At 51.7% G+C, this 15,851-nt stretch carries 15 protein-coding genes; 13 read left to right on the plus strand and 2 right to left on the minus strand.

Annotated elements, in window-relative coordinates; all coding sequences use genetic code 11:
* From ACFO4L_RS08095 to tsaD, 10 genes are all read left to right on the plus strand, one after another.
* Positions 1–237: hypothetical protein (locus ACFO4L_RS08095; protein ID WP_377909179.1), on the plus strand; the 237-nt coding region annotated here is incomplete at its 5' end.
* The gene (locus ACFO4L_RS08100; protein WP_377909180.1) at positions 230–859 is read left to right on the plus strand and encodes a TetR/AcrR family transcriptional regulator; all 630 of its coding nucleotides are present in this window, start codon (positions 230–232) and stop codon (positions 857–859) included. The genes ACFO4L_RS08095 and ACFO4L_RS08100, both read left to right, overlap by 8 nt.
* Before the next feature lies 1 nt (position 860).
* Positions 861–1,754: an ABC transporter ATP-binding protein gene (locus ACFO4L_RS08105; protein ID WP_377909181.1), complete on the plus strand. Its 894-nt coding sequence runs from the start codon at positions 861–863 to the stop codon at positions 1,752–1,754.
* Positions 1,751–3,355, plus strand: coding sequence for an ABC transporter permease (locus ACFO4L_RS08110; protein WP_377909182.1), 1,605 nt, complete (start codon positions 1,751–1,753; stop codon positions 3,353–3,355). Before ACFO4L_RS08105 ends, ACFO4L_RS08110 begins: the two co-directional genes overlap by 4 nt.
* A gap of 64 nt (positions 3,356–3,419) precedes the next feature.
* Positions 3,420–4,568: a trans-sulfuration enzyme family protein gene (locus ACFO4L_RS08115; protein WP_377909183.1), complete on the plus strand. Its 1,149-nt coding sequence runs from the start codon at positions 3,420–3,422 to the stop codon at positions 4,566–4,568.
* Positions 4,569–4,673: 105 nt separating this feature from the next.
* On the plus strand, positions 4,674–5,639 hold the full coding sequence (thiL, locus tag ACFO4L_RS08120) for a thiamine-phosphate kinase (RefSeq protein ID WP_377909184.1): 966 nt from the start codon (positions 4,674–4,676) through the stop codon (positions 5,637–5,639).
* A gap of 15 nt (positions 5,640–5,654) precedes the next feature.
* Complete coding sequence (tsaE, locus tag ACFO4L_RS08125) at positions 5,655–6,101, plus strand: tRNA (adenosine(37)-N6)-threonylcarbamoyltransferase complex ATPase subunit type 1 TsaE (RefSeq protein WP_377909185.1); 447 nt, start codon at positions 5,655–5,657, stop codon at positions 6,099–6,101.
* Positions 6,098–6,799, plus strand: a complete 702-nt coding sequence (gene tsaB, locus ACFO4L_RS08130) for a tRNA (adenosine(37)-N6)-threonylcarbamoyltransferase complex dimerization subunit type 1 TsaB (RefSeq protein WP_377909186.1) — start codon at positions 6,098–6,100, stop codon at positions 6,797–6,799. Before tsaE ends, tsaB begins: the two co-directional genes overlap by 4 nt.
* The gene (gene rimI / locus ACFO4L_RS08135; protein WP_377909187.1) at positions 6,792–7,238 is read left to right on the plus strand and encodes a ribosomal protein S18-alanine N-acetyltransferase; all 447 of its coding nucleotides are present in this window, start codon (positions 6,792–6,794) and stop codon (positions 7,236–7,238) included. The genes tsaB and rimI overlap by 8 nt, the downstream gene beginning before the upstream one ends.
* Positions 7,235–8,245, plus strand: coding sequence for a tRNA (adenosine(37)-N6)-threonylcarbamoyltransferase complex transferase subunit TsaD (gene tsaD / locus ACFO4L_RS08140; protein WP_377909313.1), 1,011 nt, complete (start codon positions 7,235–7,237; stop codon positions 8,243–8,245). Before rimI ends, tsaD begins: the two co-directional genes overlap by 4 nt.
* A gap of 712 nt (positions 8,246–8,957) precedes the next feature.
* Here tsaD and ACFO4L_RS08145 read toward each other — a convergent pair.
* Positions 8,958–10,868, minus strand: a complete 1,911-nt coding sequence (locus ACFO4L_RS08145; RefSeq protein ID WP_377909188.1) for an ATP-binding cassette domain-containing protein — start codon at positions 10,866–10,868, stop codon at positions 8,958–8,960.
* 129 nt (positions 10,869–10,997) lie between these two features.
* On the opposite strand from ACFO4L_RS08145, the gene moaC reads away from it, so the two are divergent.
* The 3 genes from moaC to ACFO4L_RS08160 all read left to right on the plus strand — a co-directional run bounded on the left by moaC (position 10,998) and on the right by ACFO4L_RS08160 (position 13,710).
* Positions 10,998–11,492 carry a cyclic pyranopterin monophosphate synthase MoaC gene (gene moaC, locus ACFO4L_RS08150; protein ID WP_377909189.1) on the plus strand — a complete coding sequence of 165 codons (495 nt, stop codon included), beginning with the start codon at positions 10,998–11,000 and terminating at the stop codon, positions 11,490–11,492.
* 21 nt (positions 11,493–11,513) lie between these two features.
* On the plus strand, positions 11,514–12,152 hold the full coding sequence (locus ACFO4L_RS08155) for a redox-sensing transcriptional repressor Rex (RefSeq protein ID WP_377909314.1): 639 nt from the start codon (positions 11,514–11,516) through the stop codon (positions 12,150–12,152).
* Positions 12,153–12,300: 148 nt separating this feature from the next.
* On the plus strand, positions 12,301–13,710 hold the full coding sequence (locus ACFO4L_RS08160; protein WP_377909190.1) for an MDR family MFS transporter: 1,410 nt from the start codon (positions 12,301–12,303) through the stop codon (positions 13,708–13,710).
* On the opposite strand, the gene ACFO4L_RS08165 is transcribed toward ACFO4L_RS08160, so the two are convergent.
* The gene (locus tag ACFO4L_RS08165; protein ID WP_377909191.1) at positions 13,701–15,620 is read right to left on the minus strand and encodes a sigma-54 interaction domain-containing protein; all 1,920 of its coding nucleotides are present in this window, start codon (positions 15,618–15,620) and stop codon (positions 13,701–13,703) included. The two genes, ACFO4L_RS08160 and ACFO4L_RS08165, sit on opposite strands and share 10 nt — an antisense overlap.
* Positions 15,621–15,851 lie beyond the last annotated feature (231 nt).

Below are 15,851 nucleotides of genomic sequence, written 5' to 3' on the forward strand. Positions count from 1 at the left end.
CCGGAGGGTGTCTCCCGGAACCAGACCCTGGTTCCCGGGCGGCACCCTCTTTTTTTGCGTTCTTCGATTTTCCCAAATGCGCTTCTCCTTCCTCCTGAAACCGAGCCTTCTATTATCTATTTATTTCCTGATAAGTTGGTAGAAAAAAAGATTGACCAGAGTGGTCGACAGCAGTACACTAAAGAAAAATATGGTAGACCGATCTGGTCAAGAGAGGAGAAACAGAGATGTGAATGAAAAGTTTGCAAAGCTGGACCAGGGTAAACAGCAGCAGATCATGAAGGCGGCCTACCGCGAATTTACGAAAGAAACGTATAAAAAAGCTTCAACAAACAGGATTGTTGAAGAGGCGGAAATAGGCAAGGGCATGCTGTTTTATTATTTCAAAAGCAAGCAACAGCTTTTTCTTTACCTTTTGGAACGCTCGCTGACTGCAGCAGAGCGTTATATTGCTGAAATTGACTGGAGTCTTCCGGATGTCATCAGCCGCTACGAACAGGCGTCCCGCAAAAAACTGGAATCGTTCCTGGAGGACCCGGAGTCTTTTTATTTTCTTGGGAGCATCCTGCTTCACGATTTAGGTCCTCTGCCTGAATCGAAGCGGGAACAGATCATGCGTATGCAGCGTGAAACGAAAGAAAAAATGTTCAGCGGCATTGATTACTCATTATTTCGCGATGATGTTGATCCAGAAACAGCTTTAAAGCTGATCCTGTGGTCGATCAATGGCTATGAAGAAGAACTGATGGCCCGCTTGAAAGGGGAAGCCTTTCATCTTATTGATATGAACCCTTATTGGGAGGAGTTTCATCATTATTTACAGACGTTAAGGATTGTTTATTACAAAGGGGGCGATTGATATGGCGATAGTTGAACTGAAGGGCATAGCGAAAACGTTTGGACAGGTGCAGGCATTGAAGGATGTCACCTTCTCCGTCGAAAAAGGGGAGGTATTCGGGTTTATCGGCCCGAACGGCTCCGGTAAATCCACAACAATCCGTGTGCTGCTCGGAATGATTAAAGCATCGGCAGGGACAGCGGAGATCTTCGGACAGGACGTTTGGAAACAGGCGCCTGTTATTCACCGGCACACTGCATATGTCCCGGGGGATGTTCACCTGTGGCCTAACTTGACTGGCGGAGAGGTGATCGATCTTTTGATGGAGCTCGGCGGAGGTGGTGACCAGGAACGGCGCGATCAGCTAATCGAACGGTTTCAGCTTGATCCAACGAAAAAATGCCGCACGTATTCAAAAGGAAACCGTCAAAAAGTGGCGCTGATCGGTGCATTCGCCTCCTATGCAGATCTATATTTGTTTGATGAACCTACCTCAGGCCTCGATCCGCTGATGGAGCGCATTTTTCAGGAGTGTGTACGTGAAGTCCGAAGTGAAGGAAAAAGTGTGCTTTTGTCGAGCCATATTCTTTCCGAGGTGGAAAAGCTCTGTGACCGAGTAGGGATTATCCGTGATGGAACGATGATTGAAACCGGCAGCCTTTCTGACCTGCGGCACTTAACAAGGATGACGATGGACGTAGAGACAGAGCGTCGTATCGTCTCATTGGAAAGCCAGCCGGGCGTGTATGACGTTCAACGGGAAGGAGAGGGAGTCTCTTTTCAAGTAGACACGGAGTATTCTGGTGCTGTCATCTCTTATTTAACCAAGTTCGGAATCAAGCATTTGGAAAGCCGGCCGCCGACTCTGGAGGATTTGTTTCTGCGCTATTATGAAGAAGGGAGGCAGGCGACATGATGTCCCCATTCGACAGGACGTGGAGGCTAACGAGGCTGCTTGTAAGACGTGACCGGATCAGGCTGACTGGCTGGCTTTTCGGTATTACGGCAGCTACTGTTTTGACAGCTGCAGCGTTTCCTGGTTTGTATACGACAGAAGCAGAACGGCAGCAGCTGGCATTGTCAATGATTAATCCTGCAGTGACGGCTCTGGTCGGACCGGGGCACGGCCTGGATAATTACACGTATGGTCCGATGATGGCGCATCAAATGCTCGGGCTGACGGCTTTGATTGTTGCCGTTATGGCCGTGCTGCTCACCGTTCGGTATACGCGGGCAGATGAAGAGGAAGGCCGGACCGAAATGGTGCGCGCTCTTGCAGTTGGCAGATCTGCACCGCTCATGTCGGCACTGCTTGTGATGACACTGCTGTCAGGTGCGATCGGATTTGCAAACGCTGTCGGACTTGGTCTGCTGAGGTTAGAGGGAATGGATTGGACAGGATCTCTCCATTATGGTGCGGTACTGTCATTAACGGGCCTGTTTTTTACGGGTATCACGTTAATCACTGCCCAGCTTGCGGAAACCTCACGGGCTGCATCCGGGATGGCCATTATTGCAGCCGTAGGAGCTTATGCGGTGCGCGCTGTCGGAGATATCAGTCTGGATGCATTCACGTGGTTTTCACCGTTTGGCTGGCTGCTTGCAGCAGAAACGTACGTCAATAATTACGTTTGGCCGCTGCTGCTCACCTTTGCTGTTTCTGTCGCGGCGGTGGCACTTGGAGCCTGGCTCGCGGCGGGAAGAGATGTTGGTAGCGGGCTGCTTCATCCGAAGGCTGGAAGAGACCATGCAACGCGTTCGCTGCTCTCTCCGATTGGTCTGCAGCTGCGTCTGCAGCGGACGAGTATTCTCGTCTGGACTGCATCGCTGTTTTTACTTGGCGTTACGTATGGCTCCGTGCTTGGCGATATCGACTTATTTTTTTCGGATATTGATTTTATGGAGGAATTTCTTCCCGCTGTAGAGGGGCTTAGTTTGACTGACCAATTTTTGAGTGTCTTATTTGTTATCATGGCCATCATGGCATCGGTTCCGGCTGTGATGCAGCTGACGAAGCTTCGCTCGGAGGAAAAGAAACAGCGGATCGAGCCGATCGTAAGCCTCGCTGTGTCCCGCGACAAGCTGCTGAGCTCCTACGTTGTGCCAGCGCTGCTGACATCTGTGGTCATGCTTTCTGCTACCTCTGCCGGACTGGGAGCTGCTGCCATCACAGTTATTGAAGATGGACGTCCGTTCCTGGACTACTACGGGGCCGGAATGATGTATTTACCTGCTGTACTTGTTATGACGGGCGTTGCAGCTCTGTTGATTGGATGGCTCCCGGCATGGACGAGCATCGTATGGGGATATTTAGCGGCTTCTTTTGTTGTCGTCTACATGGGGAATCTATTTCAGTTCCCGGATTGGATGGATCGGCTGACCCCCTATGGCTATGTGCCTGCAGTGCCGGTTGAAGCAGCAGCATTTTTGCCGGCAGCTGGATTAATTACTGTTGCGCTCCTCCTGACAGCAGGCGCCTATATGGGATTTAGGCGGCGCGATTTGCAGCAGGGATGATTGTATCTTTCCGAAAAAATCGGTATGATAGAGCAATAGTGAATCAACTGGGGAGGACTGCATCATGTATTTTCATACAAAAAACGTACATTTTCCAGCTAAAGAGAAAGCAGCGGAAATAAGCAAAACGAAGCCAATCTATCAAACATCTGCGTTTACATTTACTGATTTTGAAGATATGGAATCGTATTATAGCGGAGACAAGTCGTATTTATATACGAGAATGGGACATCCAAACAGTGATGATCTAGGCCGGGGAACCGCGGAGCTTGAAGGGGCTGAAATGGGTGCAGCCTCTGCTTCAGGACTGTCTGCTATTTTAGCGGGAGTGCTTGCTGTCGCGGAAAATGGCGATCATATTGTAGCGACAGAGGACCTTTACGGCGGCACGTGGTCACTGTTTTCAGCAGAGCTTGCGCGCTTCGGCATAGAAGTCAGCTTTGTCAATATGGAAGAGCGTGAAACGATTGAAGCCGCGGTGAAGGAGAACACTGTGCTGCTTTACTCGGAATCTATTACGAATCCGCTGCTTCGTGTAGAAGACATTGACGGTCTTGCACAAATTGCTTCTTCTAAAGGAATCAAGCTGATGATCGATAATACGTTTGCGACCCCTTATTTGATTCGTCCGCATGAGAACGGGGCCGATATCGTTGTTCACAGTGCCACGAAATATATTGGCGGACACAGTGATGTAACAGCGGGCGTAGTTACAGGAAGCAAAGAGCTCATCGACAAGGCCCGTGCCCGTATTGCGATGCTCGGCAGCAATATCGGACCGATGGACGCCTGGCTGGCTGTGCGCGGCTTAAAAACTCTCAGTCTCCGTATGGAACGTCAGTGCCATAATGCGGCATCGCTCGCTAAGTCACTTGGTAGCCTGGACGGCATTGAACGAGTCTACTATCCGAAGGCAGCGTCTCCGGACGGCAACGGCGCTATCGTCACGATTGAACTTGCCGGCCATTTAGACGTGATGAGCTTTTCCAAACATTTGGGTTGGGTCAAAGTTGTGCCTACGCTGGCAGGACTGGAAACGTCGGTTACGTACCCGGCAGCAACGTCTCATCGTTCGCTTCCTCGTGAACAGCGGGAGGCACTCGGCGTTACTGATCAGATGATCCGGATTTCCGTCGGCATTGAGGACGAACGAGACATTATCGAAGCATTTGAACAGGCAGTCAAGCGGACGCTGACAAACATTAATGCCTGAACGAAAAGCGTGCTGAAGCAGACTCAACCTGCTCCGGCACGCTTTTCATCTGCTTCCCGTATTGATATAATGAAAAGCGATATTTGCAGAGAGGGGCCGCCTGACATGAATGAATTTGACTGGATTCGTTCCATTGCGCCAAAGAGCCATCACCGCAGCAGCGTAATTCAAGGAATCGGGGATGATGCTGCTGTATTTCGTCCCCGCTGCGGATGGGACATGGTAACCGCAGTAGATTCATTCAGTGAAGGAGTCCATTTTACGAGAGAAACGATGCCGCTTGATGCTATCGGGTACAAGCTGCTTGCAGCGAACGTCAGTGATTTGGCTGCGATGGGAGCTGTCCCGCTTTATTATCTCGTTTCGGCAGCCATCCCTGCAGAGGGCTGGGAGCTGTCGGAGCTGGATCCGGTGTATGCCGGCATGAAACGGCTTGGCGACGCCTGCAGCATGGACTTGATTGGGGGAGATACCATTTCCACGGGGAATGGACTTGTATTGACGGTCACTGTCATTGGACGAGTGGAACAGGATTGCAGCCTGCTGCGAAGCAGTGCGAAACCCGGAGACGTTCTTTTTCTGACTGGACCGGTCGGACTGGCTGCAGCCGGATTGAATCGGTTGTTAACGCATGGAAGGTCCGTCTGGGGCGACGATCCGGACATCCAAGCACATCAGTATCCCGTTCCGCATGTTGCGTACGGACGATTGTTTGCTGAAAGCGGGCTGCGCGTTGCTGTTAATGATGTCAGTGACGGTATCGCCCATGAAGCCGAAGAAATCGCTGAAGCAAGCGGGGCAGCAGTCACCATTATTCGAGAACAGCTTCCGGAGACGGGGCTTAATGCGGAACGTGCAGAGCTTGAAAACTGGATGCTGCGCGGAGGAGAGGACTTTGTGCTGATCGGTACGGCCTCCCGGGCTGACTTCCGTCATTTGCAGGAAACATGCTGTTTACAAAAGCTGCCGCTTTATGCGATTGGATACGTTGAGGCCGGGGAAGCGCATGTATTCATGGAGCGAAATGGAAAAAGAGAACGCCTGACCGGAGGCGGCTATTCGCATTTTTAGAGGGGGATCTCAGCGGTGAAAAAGCAATGGCATTCAGCGTCAGAAGAGGAAACCAAGGTCGCTGCCGAATCGCTGGCGGCATTTTTAAAGCCAGGAGACCTGATTACACTCTCCGGAGATCTGGGAGCAGGTAAAACGACATTTACAAAAGCCCTGGGAGCGGCATTTGGAGTAACGGAATTAATCAACAGCCCCACGTTTACGATTATGAAAGAATACGAGGGACGTCATCCATTTTATCACATGGATGCATACCGATTGGAAGACAGCATGGAAGAGCTCGGTCTGGACGACTATCTGGATCAAGGCGTCCTCCTTGTGGAATGGCCGGAAATGATTGACGATATGCTGCCTGAGGAGCGCCTTCAGCTGACGATCCGCTATGATGGATATTCTGAGCGCACGATCACGGCAGAAGCGTTCGGCCCGCGGGCCGAAAAGCTGTTGGAGGATTGGACATGACAAAGCTTTTAACAATAGATACGTCGACCTACGTTCTGAGCGTTGGTCTTTATGAGAACGCCCAGGTGCTTGCCGAGTATGTGTCGACAAAAAAAGAGAACCATTCTGTAAGGCTGATGCCTGCTGTGCGGTCTGTTATGGAAGACGCCGGTATGTCTCCTGCTGAGCTGGATGGGATTGCCGTCGCGGCAGGACCTGGCTCTTATACGGGTGTTCGAATCGGGGTAACGACAGCGAAAAGTATGGCATGGGCTTTGGAAAAGCCGCTTTATGGTGTCTCGTCGCTTGAAGCGCTGGCATACAATGGACTATGGAGCAGTGCACGTATTCTATCCTTTTTCGACGCACGGAGAGGTCAGGCATTTGCAGGGATTTATGAATCGGAGGACGGCGTTCTGCATCAAGCAGAAGCTGACAGCATGGTCATGCTGGAAGACCTGCTCACGCGGCTTGCAGAGCAAGGCCGGCCGGTGCTCGCACTCAGCCCGGACCTCGACAAGCATCGGGAGCTTTTGCAGCAGAAGCTTGGCAGCCTGTTCATCGATGCACCAGGTCCGCTTCATACGGTCAGGCCGGCAGGGGTCTGGGCAGCAAGCAGCGGGAAAACTGCTGAAGACCTGCATACATTTGTGCCGCAGTATCTCCGGCTGGCAGAGGCTGAAGCAAACTGGCAGAGAAAGCAGAATGAGCATGGCTAGAGCAGAAATCCGGATGATGGATACCATTGATATAGAAGAAGTAATGGATGTTGAAAAACGCTGCTTTTCAACACCGTGGACGCGGGATGCTTTTTATCAGGAGCTGACTAAAAATCAATTTGCCTATTATTTTGTTGCGGTCGTTAAAAATCGGGTGATCGGATATTGCGGTCTCTGGGTTGTCGTAGAGAACGCAAACATTACCAATATTGCCGTGGACCCGGAGTTCAGGCAGCAGGGAGTCGGCGAAAACCTGCTCCAAAGTGCGATGGAAATGTCCCGGACGCTTGGAGCGGAGCGGCTGAGTCTCGAAGTCCGGGTATCGAATCATCCGGCTCAGGCGATGTACAAAAAATACGGCTTTGAACCCGGAGGAATTCGGAAGCATTACTATACGGATAATCAGGAGGATGCATTGGTTATGTGGGTGAAACTATGAGTGAACAAGTACGAATTCTCGCTGTGGAAACAAGCTGTGACGAAACCGCCGCAGCGGTTATCGAAAACGGCACAACCATTATAAGCAGCGTCATCGCTTCGCAGATGGACTCTCATAAACGGTTTGGCGGTGTTGTTCCGGAAATCGCATCCCGACATCACGTCGAACAAATTACGGTTATTATGGAGGAAGCGCTGCAGCAGGCAAACATGACTTTCCAAGACCTTGATGCTGTGGCTGTCACAGAGGGGCCAGGTCTTGTCGGAGCACTGCTTGTCGGCGTAAATGCAGCAAAAGCTGTGGCGTTCGCTCATGGGCTGCCGCTGATCGGCGTGCATCACATCGCCGGTCACGTTTATGCTAATCATCTTGTCGAGCCGTTGCAGTTTCCACTGCTGTCGCTTGTTGTCTCAGGTGGGCATACAGAGCTTATTTATATGAAGGAACACGGGTCATTTGAAATCATCGGACGGACGCGCGATGACGCTGTCGGCGAAGCCTATGACAAAGTAGCACGCACACTTGGTCTTCCGTACCCCGGCGGTCCGGAAATCGATAAGCTTGCCTCCGGTTCTGCAGAAGCAGTGGAGCTTCCTCGCGCCTGGCTTGAAGAAGGATCGCTTGATTTCAGCTTCAGCGGTTTGAAATCAGCTGTTATAAACACACTGCACAACGCCAAGCAAAAAGGAGAAGAAATCGATCCTGGAGCGCTTGCCGCAGGCTTTCAGCAGTCAGTGATTGATGTACTCGTGACGAAAACGGCTGCTGCTTCCAAGCGGTACGGCGTCAGCCGGCTCGTGCTCGCGGGCGGTGTAGCTGCCAACAGCGGTCTGAGAAGCGCACTCGAAGAAACAGCAGAAAAGGAAGGGTGGACGTTAACCATTCCGCCGCTTTCTCTATGTACGGATAATGCGGCGATGATCGGTGCCGCGGCTTACGTGCGCTATCAGGAAAAACGTTTTGCCGATGACCGGTTAAACGGGGTTCCCGGACTTTCTATCAGCTAAAACAATAATAGAAACGAGCGAGCCGTCCTTTGAGAGAACGGCTCGACAGGCAGACGCGGCTGCGTTTTACGATTATCATGAATTCGGTAACGTACTGGCATCCTTGTTTAACATCGAAACGTTTCATCTGGAAGGTTCTATCTGTATGGAAGTCGATCGTACCTTCATAATTAGGCACGTGTAACGCACTGCCAGCTGCTGACATCGGAGGACCTCGAATCAGAACGAGGCAGAGCTCCCTCGCTTCCAATGGAGGAAAGAAGCGGTTAGCTGAGCCCGTTCCCTCCGGAAAGCGAGCGTCCGCAGATACAGGCAGATGCAAGGTTATTCCCCTAAAAATACGTTATCAGCCGCTCTTTTTAAGGGCGGCTCATTCTTTTGTCAGGGTGAAGGCAGGACCTTTATCTTGTATGTGTATAAATTGTTAAGATTCTGTGGATAATGTGAATAAAACGGATACATTCGCGCCGTAGAAGGGTTTGAGTTGTTAACAGAAAATCTGTGGATAACTGTGGATAATGTGAGTAACTAAATCAAAATGCGCTTCCTGAGCCGATATAATGTGCATAAGTCTGGGGATAACGTTGATAACTGTGAATAGGTGACCATTTTTGTATTGACGCGCCATATTTTCTGTGAGTAACTTTGTGAACGTATGCAGCCTGTGGACAACACAAAAAAAGAAACGGCGATTATTCGCCGTTCCTGCGTGTTAATCCAGCTGTTCCTGCAGCTTTTCCCATTCATCCATCCATTGTTCGAGACGGCCGTTTACGTGTTCAAGCTGAACGTTCAGCTCCAGCGTACGCTCGTGATCCTGATAAACATCAGGTTCACACAGAAGCGCTTCAATTTTTTCGATTGCAGATTCTTCCTGCTCAATCGCCTTTTCCAGTTCTTCAATTCGCCTTGCAAGCTGCCGAACTTCCTTTTGGCGGGCCTTTCCGGCTTTAAAATCAGCTTTGGCAGACGGCGGTGCAGCTGCTTCAACCGGTGATTCTTCCGCTTCGATGCGGGCAAGTTCCTGCTGCTCCTGCTTTTTCGCCGCATAGTAGTCATAATCCCCGAGATAGCTGATTGCGGCATTGGTGGTCAATTCAATTACTCTTGTCGCCATCCGATTAACAAAGTAGCGGTCGTGCGAGACGAACAGGATCGTACCAGGGTAGTCAATGAGCGCATTCTCAAGCACTTCTTTGCTGTCGAGATCGAGGTGGTTGGTCGGCTCATCGAGAATGAGCAGATTCGCTTTTTTCATCATCAGCTTTGCAAGGGCCACCCGGGCCTTTTCGCCGCCGCTTAAATCCTGTACATGCTTCAAGACGTCGTCTCCGCTGAAAAGAAAGTTGCCGAGCACCGTTCGAATATCCTTTTCATTCACATGTGGATACTCATCCCATAGCTCCTGCAGCACGGTTTTATTAGAGGTCAGCTCCGTCTGCTCCTGATCGTAATAGCCAATAGAAACGTTGCTGCCAAGCCGGATGCTTCCTGCATGCGGCTTCATCGCACCGGTGATCGTCTTGAGCAGACTCGATTTGCCTATTCCATTTGGTCCGAGCAGTGCTACGCTTTCGCCCCTGGTCAGCTGGACTGAAATGTGATCAATCAGCGGCTGTCCGGGCTTGTAACGGACCGACACGTCATCAAGCTGAAGCACGTCGTTCCCGCTCTGCCGGTCAATTTGAAAGCGGAAGGAAGCTGATTTGTCGTCATCCTTCGGCCGGTCCATAACGTCCATCCGCTCGAGCTGCTTGCGGCGGCTTTTGGCGCGGTTGCTCGTGGAGGCACGGGCCAGATTACGCTGGACGAAGTCTTCCAGCTTCTTTTTTTCCTCCTGCTGCTTTTCGTATTGCTTCATGTCGAGCTCGAGCTGCTTCGCTTTTTGGTCGAGATAGCTGGAGTAATTGCCAGTAAAACGGCGCGTGCGCTGGAAGGACAGCTCATAGACCGTATCCACGACTTTGTCGAGGAAATAGCGGTCGTGCGATACGATAAGTACAGCACCGTCATAGCCGCTTAAATAGCCTTCCAGCCACGTCAGCGTCTCAATATCCAAGTGGTTGGTCGGCTCATCAAGAATCAGCAGATCCGGCCGTGACAGAAGCAGCTTCCCGAGGGCAAGCCTCGTTTTCTGACCGCCGCTGAGCGACGAAACCGGCGTATCATAATCAAACGACTGAAAATGCAGGCCCGTCAAAATACTGCGGATATCGGCTTCGTATTGGAAACCGCCGCGCTGTTGAAACTGAAGCTGAAGCTGGTCATATTCTGCGAGCACTTTTTCGCTGCCTTCGGCCATTTTCTCTTCGAGGCGTCGAAGCTCCTGTTCCATCGCGCGCAGATCGGTGAAAACCGTCAGCATTTCTTCCCAGATCGACCGTTCCGACTGCAGTCCGCTGTCCTGAGCGAGGTAGCCGATCGATACCTCTTTCGGGATCATGAGATGCCCCTCATCATGATCGTATTCGCCGGAAAAGACGCGCAGCAGCGTAGACTTTCCAGCTCCGTTCCGGCCGACAAGGGCGATTCGTTCACGGCTTTTAATTTCCATTTTCACGTTAGCCAGCACCTGTTCAGATCCAAAAAACTTGGACAGCTGCGAGCATTGCAGTAATATCATGGCGGTTCATCCTCTTCTGTCAGTTCGTTCTTCTCCTTCTCCAGTGTACATGAGCTGCCTTGCACAGGCAAAGCATGCATTGAAAAAGCGAATAGTGTACAATGGATGGTGGAAATGTGAGGTGGAAGCATGAGTGACTTAACACACTTTAATGAAGAAGGCAGGGCACGCATGGTGGATATTTCCGATAAGGAAATTACAAAGCGGACAGCCCGGGCGCTTTCAAGCGTGGAGGTTAATGAAGAGATATATACGAAGATCCGCGCTGGGCAAATCGGCAAAGGAGATGTGTTGCAGGTGGCGCAAATTGCAGGCATTATGGCAGCTAAAAATACGGCAGACATCATCCCGATGTGTCATCCGCTCCCGCTTTCAGGCGTGGATGTTTCTTTCGACTGGATTGTGAAGGAACAAACATATACACTGAAGATAGAAGCAGCTGTTAAAACGACAGGAAGAACCGGTGTCGAAATGGAAGCGTTAACATGCGCATCCGCTGCAGCGCTTACGGTATACGATATGTGCAAGGCCGTTGATAAAGGAATGGTCATTGGTCCGACCTACCTGAAAGAAAAGACAGGCGGCAAAAGCGGCGACTTCTCACGAGAGAGCAGCGACCGCTAAAGGACAGGGGGATATGGAATGATGGATATTGATCAGGCAAAAATACCGCAGGCGACCGCTAAACGGCTGCCGCTGTACTACCGCTTTTTAGAAGGACTGCAGGCATCCGGTAAGCACCGCGTGTCGTCGTCTGAGCTGAGCGAAGCAGTAAAGGTGGATTCTGCCACGATCCGCCGCGATTTTTCCTACTTCGGTGCGCTCGGTAAAAAAGGCTACGGCTATAACGTCAGTTATCTGCTTTCGTTTTTCCGCAAGACACTCGACCAGGATGAGCTGACACAGGTAGCGCTCGTCGGCGTCGGAAATCTCGGCACAGCCTTTTTAAAGTACAATTTCAGCAAAAGCAATAATACCCGTATCGAGATGGCGTTTGACGTCGACGAATCGGTGGTTGGAGAAGTGATTGGCGAGGTGCCGGTGCATCATTTTAAAGACCTCGGCAAGCATATTGAAGGAAAAGTGGAAGTGGCGATTTTGACCGTGCCGTCCCAGTACGCGCAGGGAATCGCAGAGGAGCTTGTCGAAGCCGGCATCAAAGGGATTTTGAATTTCACACCGGCAAGGCTGTCGCTGCCGGATCACGTCCGCGTCCACCACATTGACCTCTCCGTTGAGCTGCAGTCGCTGATTTACTTTATGAAGCATTATCCGCTTTCGTAATAAAGCTGAAACCGAGCCGTCCCGGAAACGGGGCGGTTTTTATAATGAAGGAAAGCCGGAGTCTCAATCGCGGCTTGGGGCAAAGGGGCATGCATTTATGATAGGATAGAAAAAGATTCGTTAATCGAAAGAAAATGAAGGTGACATCATGGCACGTATACCTCAAAAGTGGCTCGTCGTCATATCAGTGCTGCTCGGTACATTTACAGTCATTTTAAATAACAGTATGTTGAATCCGGCTGTCCCGCACCTGATGCAGGTGTTCGACTCCGGAGCCGTCGCGACAGGCTGGGTGATTACGATCTTTATGGTCGTCATGGGCATGACGATGCCGCTCACCGGCTATTTAGGTGATAAATTCGGCAAAAAGCAGCTGTTCATGGTCGGGCTCGCAATTTTTTTAACCGGCTCCGTTCTTGGGTCCATGTCGTGGGACTTGAGCTCGCTCATCTTTTTCCGCGGGCTTCAAGGCGTCGGGGGCGGCATTATGATGCCGCTCTCGCTCGCGCTTATTTTTGAAGTGTTCCCAAAGGGAGAGCGCGGGCTTGCGACCGGCGTCTGGGGCATAGCCGCCATGATGGCGCCGACCATTGGACCGACGCTTGGCGGAATAATTATCGAATTTGGCACGTGGGAGTGGCTCTTTCTCTGCAACCTGCCAACCGGGATATTAGGTCTCGCCTTCTCCTGGCGCTATCTGCGGCAGACGAAAAAGGTGGATGATATCCGCTTCGACCTGCCGGGCTTTCTAACAGTGACGGCCGGCGTCGGCGCGATTCTATTTGCGCTCGGGCGTATGAATGAGCTGGCTCAGCTGTATAATCCGGTCAATCTCTCACTCGTGGCGGTCGGGCTTGCTCTGCTTGTTCTGTTTACGCGAATTGAGCTGAAAAGTCCCCAGCCGCTGCTTGATCTGTCCGTGTTTCAGGCAAGGGCGTACACCTACAGCGTTGTGGTAGCGATGATCAGTTCGATTATGCTCTTCAGCGGCATCTTTTTAATCCCGCTGCTCATTCAGAATGTCTACGGCCTAGGTGCCGTCATGACCGGTCTGGCCTTTTTGCCGGCAGCTCTTTTATCCGGCATCTTTATGACGGTCGGAGGGAGGATGCTTGATAAGATCGGTCCGGCTCTTCCTGTCACCGCCGGACTGTCGATCATGGCTGTTGGAACGGCTGTGCTCGGATTCATGCAGCTGGAAACAGCGGTCTGGATTGTGATTGCGGTGAACGCGGTTCGCGGAATCGGCATGGGGCTTGCACAGATGCCGGCGACAACAGCCGGTATGAACGCGATTCCGGAAAAATTTGTGTCGCGCGGTTCAGCTATGAACAACGTATTCCGGCAAATGAGCTCAGCGTTTGGTATCGTATTCGTTTCCATCTATTTTGAAGTGCGCCGCGGTCAGATTATGGCCGTAAACGGCAGCACGATTGAACAGGCAAGCCTGACGGCAATCAACGAAGGCTTTCTGATCGTTGCCGTACTCGGATTCCTTTCGATTCCGGCAGGTATTCTGCTCGGGCAGGAACACAGGCGCCAGCAGCGTCAAGAATAAACGGCCATTCCGGCGTGGGTGATCTGGGAACCGATCCGCCCGCGCCCTTTCTGAATCAGTCCTTCGCGGTCAAGCTGTTCAACGATGCGGCGGATTTGTTGCAGGGTGAGGGGGGCAGCCTCCTGCTCCAGCTGTTTTAAGCTTTTCCGTGTACCGTCGCGAAGCAAATCCAGAATAATCAGGTGATCCGGCGTTAAGCTGCTTGCAGGACGGGCAAACACCGTGGCCGGCAGGTCATCGGTAGAAATAACGTCACCGCCAAGCGTCACCGCGTAAGCAAGACAGCTTTTCAGCTCGCGGATATTGCCTGGCCAGCTGTAGGAGGTAAGCGCCTCCAGCGCAGCTTCCGACAGAGCATTGCCCTCCGGCAAAAACGCTTGCACGAGAAGCGGAATATCCTGCGTACGCTCGCGCAGCGGCGGAATTGTCAATGGGAGGACGCGTAGCCGATAGAACAAATCAGCACGAAAGCGTCCCTGCTCAACTTCTTCATCCAACACCTTGTTCGTTGCTGTCACAATTCGCACATCAACCGGAATATTGCGGCTTCCGCCGACACGGCGGATTTCGCCCTCTTGAAGCACACGCAGCAGCTGTCCCTGCACGTTTGGGCTCAAATCCCCGATTTCATCCAAGAAAAGCGTGCCGCCTGAGGCAAGCTCAAACAGACCGCGGCGGCCGCCTTTTTGCGCACCGGTAAACGTCCCCTCTTCATAGCCGAACAGCTCGCTTAACAGCAGGCTTTCTGTCATGGCACCGGCATTCACCGCGAAAAAGGGACCTTGCCAGACAGGAGAGTTATGATGCACGGCATGAGCGAACAGCTCTTTACCGACGCCGGTTTCTCCTTGCAGCAGAACCGGATGGAGCGAGGCGGCCATCTTCCTGGCTGCTTCTTTTGCCCGGACCATCTCCGGGTCGCGTGCAATAATGTCATCGAGCGTATACTGCGGCCGGAGACCGTCCTGCTTGGCGCGCTTTGCCGTCTGCTCAACCTCAAAGGCTGTCTCCACACTTTTCATGGTCATGATTGTGCCGGAGCCGGTGTCCGTTTTATACAGCACATATTCGTCATCCTCTCCTGACACGGTCTGGCGGCTGTCATCGCTCGTCAAAAAAGGCCCGACAGGTGTAGAAACGAGCATATCTGCAGCGCGGCGGCCGAGCAGTGTCGTTTCCTGCATGCCGCAGAAGGCTGCCATACGCTTGTTTGCTGCAGTGATCAAGCCTGCTGTGTCAACGGCCAGAATAGCGTCATCAACCTGATCGAGCAGGTCATGGTAGTGACTCATGAGCGAGGACGTCTGCTCTTCTTCTTCGATAAGCCGCCGCTGCAGCCGAACGATCGTTTGGAGATAACGCTCCGACACTTGAGAGGCAAGCGGAAGCTCAAAGGCATCGACGATATCCAGCAGTGTTTTCATGCTGAAGGGACGGACGCCGATATCTGCAATCGTAGATATAGATGGGGGACATTTCTCCGGCTCGCCTGGTGTAACGGCGACAGAAATGCCATCGTAATACAGTTTCGATGCTTCAAGCGGCACAGGGGTCAGATGGGTCAATCCAAGCTGGAACATCGATTCAGCTGTTTCCCGAATGGATTGCGCATCATCGTTTACAATTAAGACGCGCCCTGGAGCGATATGAAGCAGGTCGTTGATGGCCTCCGGATCGATCGTGCGGATTCCTGTAATGGAATGGATGTCTGCAGATGAAACCGTATGCTCCCATTCCTGCCGTACGGAATCGGAGGAAAAGACGAGCACTTCAGCTTGGTGAAGCCACTCTGGTTTTCGTGTTTCATCAAGCGCACAGGAGCGGATCGGTAAAAAATCGCCAAGCAGCTGGCGCAGCTGGTAAAAGAGGGCATCCTCTGTTTTCTTGCTTCCTGCAATTAATCCAAGCATAGAGATTCTCCTTTTTATATGTTGTTCTACATTTTATCATAAAAACATATAAGGACTATCAAGCTTAGATCAACGATTCCCGCAGAACATAGTCGATTTCAATTTAAAAAGAGCAATGGCTGCCTAAACCTCGTCAGGCCGGCTCCAATTTAGCCAGCGCCGCTTCTTTTTGGCGTTTGAGGGAAGCTGTGCAAAAAAGTTGGCATCTATTTTGCAATTCATAAACAGCAG

The sequence above is a fragment of the Bacillus daqingensis genome (assembly GCF_042654445.1).
In the GTDB taxonomy this organism is placed as follows: domain Bacteria; phylum Bacillota; class Bacilli; order Bacillales; family Salisediminibacteriaceae; genus Alkalicoccus; species Alkalicoccus luteus.

Excerpts from the sequence above, each read along its gene's own strand:
- ACFO4L_RS08105 (WP_377909181.1), top strand. The coding sequence starts at position 861 with ATGGCGATAGTTGAACTGAAGGGCATAGCGAAAACGTTTGGACAGGTG.
- ACFO4L_RS08110 (WP_377909182.1), top strand. The coding sequence starts at position 1,751 with ATGATGTCCCCATTCGACAGGACGTGGAGGCTAACGAGGCTGCTTGTA.
- ACFO4L_RS08115 (WP_377909183.1), top strand. The coding sequence starts at position 3,420 with ATGTATTTTCATACAAAAAACGTACATTTTCCAGCTAAAGAGAAAGCA.
- thiL (WP_377909184.1), top strand. The coding sequence starts at position 4,674 with ATGAATGAATTTGACTGGATTCGTTCCATTGCGCCAAAGAGCCATCAC.
- tsaB (WP_377909186.1), top strand. The coding sequence starts at position 6,098 with ATGACAAAGCTTTTAACAATAGATACGTCGACCTACGTTCTGAGCGTT.
- rimI (WP_377909187.1), top strand. The coding sequence starts at position 6,792 with ATGGCTAGAGCAGAAATCCGGATGATGGATACCATTGATATAGAAGAA.
- tsaD (WP_377909313.1), top strand. The coding sequence starts at position 7,235 with ATGAGTGAACAAGTACGAATTCTCGCTGTGGAAACAAGCTGTGACGAA.
- ACFO4L_RS08145 (WP_377909188.1), bottom strand. The coding sequence starts at position 10,868 with ATGATATTACTGCAATGCTCGCAGCTGTCCAAGTTTTTTGGATCTGAA.
- moaC (WP_377909189.1), top strand. The coding sequence starts at position 10,998 with ATGAGTGACTTAACACACTTTAATGAAGAAGGCAGGGCACGCATGGTG.
- ACFO4L_RS08155 (WP_377909314.1), top strand. The coding sequence starts at position 11,514 with ATGGATATTGATCAGGCAAAAATACCGCAGGCGACCGCTAAACGGCTG.
- ACFO4L_RS08160 (WP_377909190.1), top strand. The coding sequence starts at position 12,301 with ATGGCACGTATACCTCAAAAGTGGCTCGTCGTCATATCAGTGCTGCTC.
- ACFO4L_RS08165 (WP_377909191.1), bottom strand. The coding sequence starts at position 15,620 with ATGCTTGGATTAATTGCAGGAAGCAAGAAAACAGAGGATGCCCTCTTT.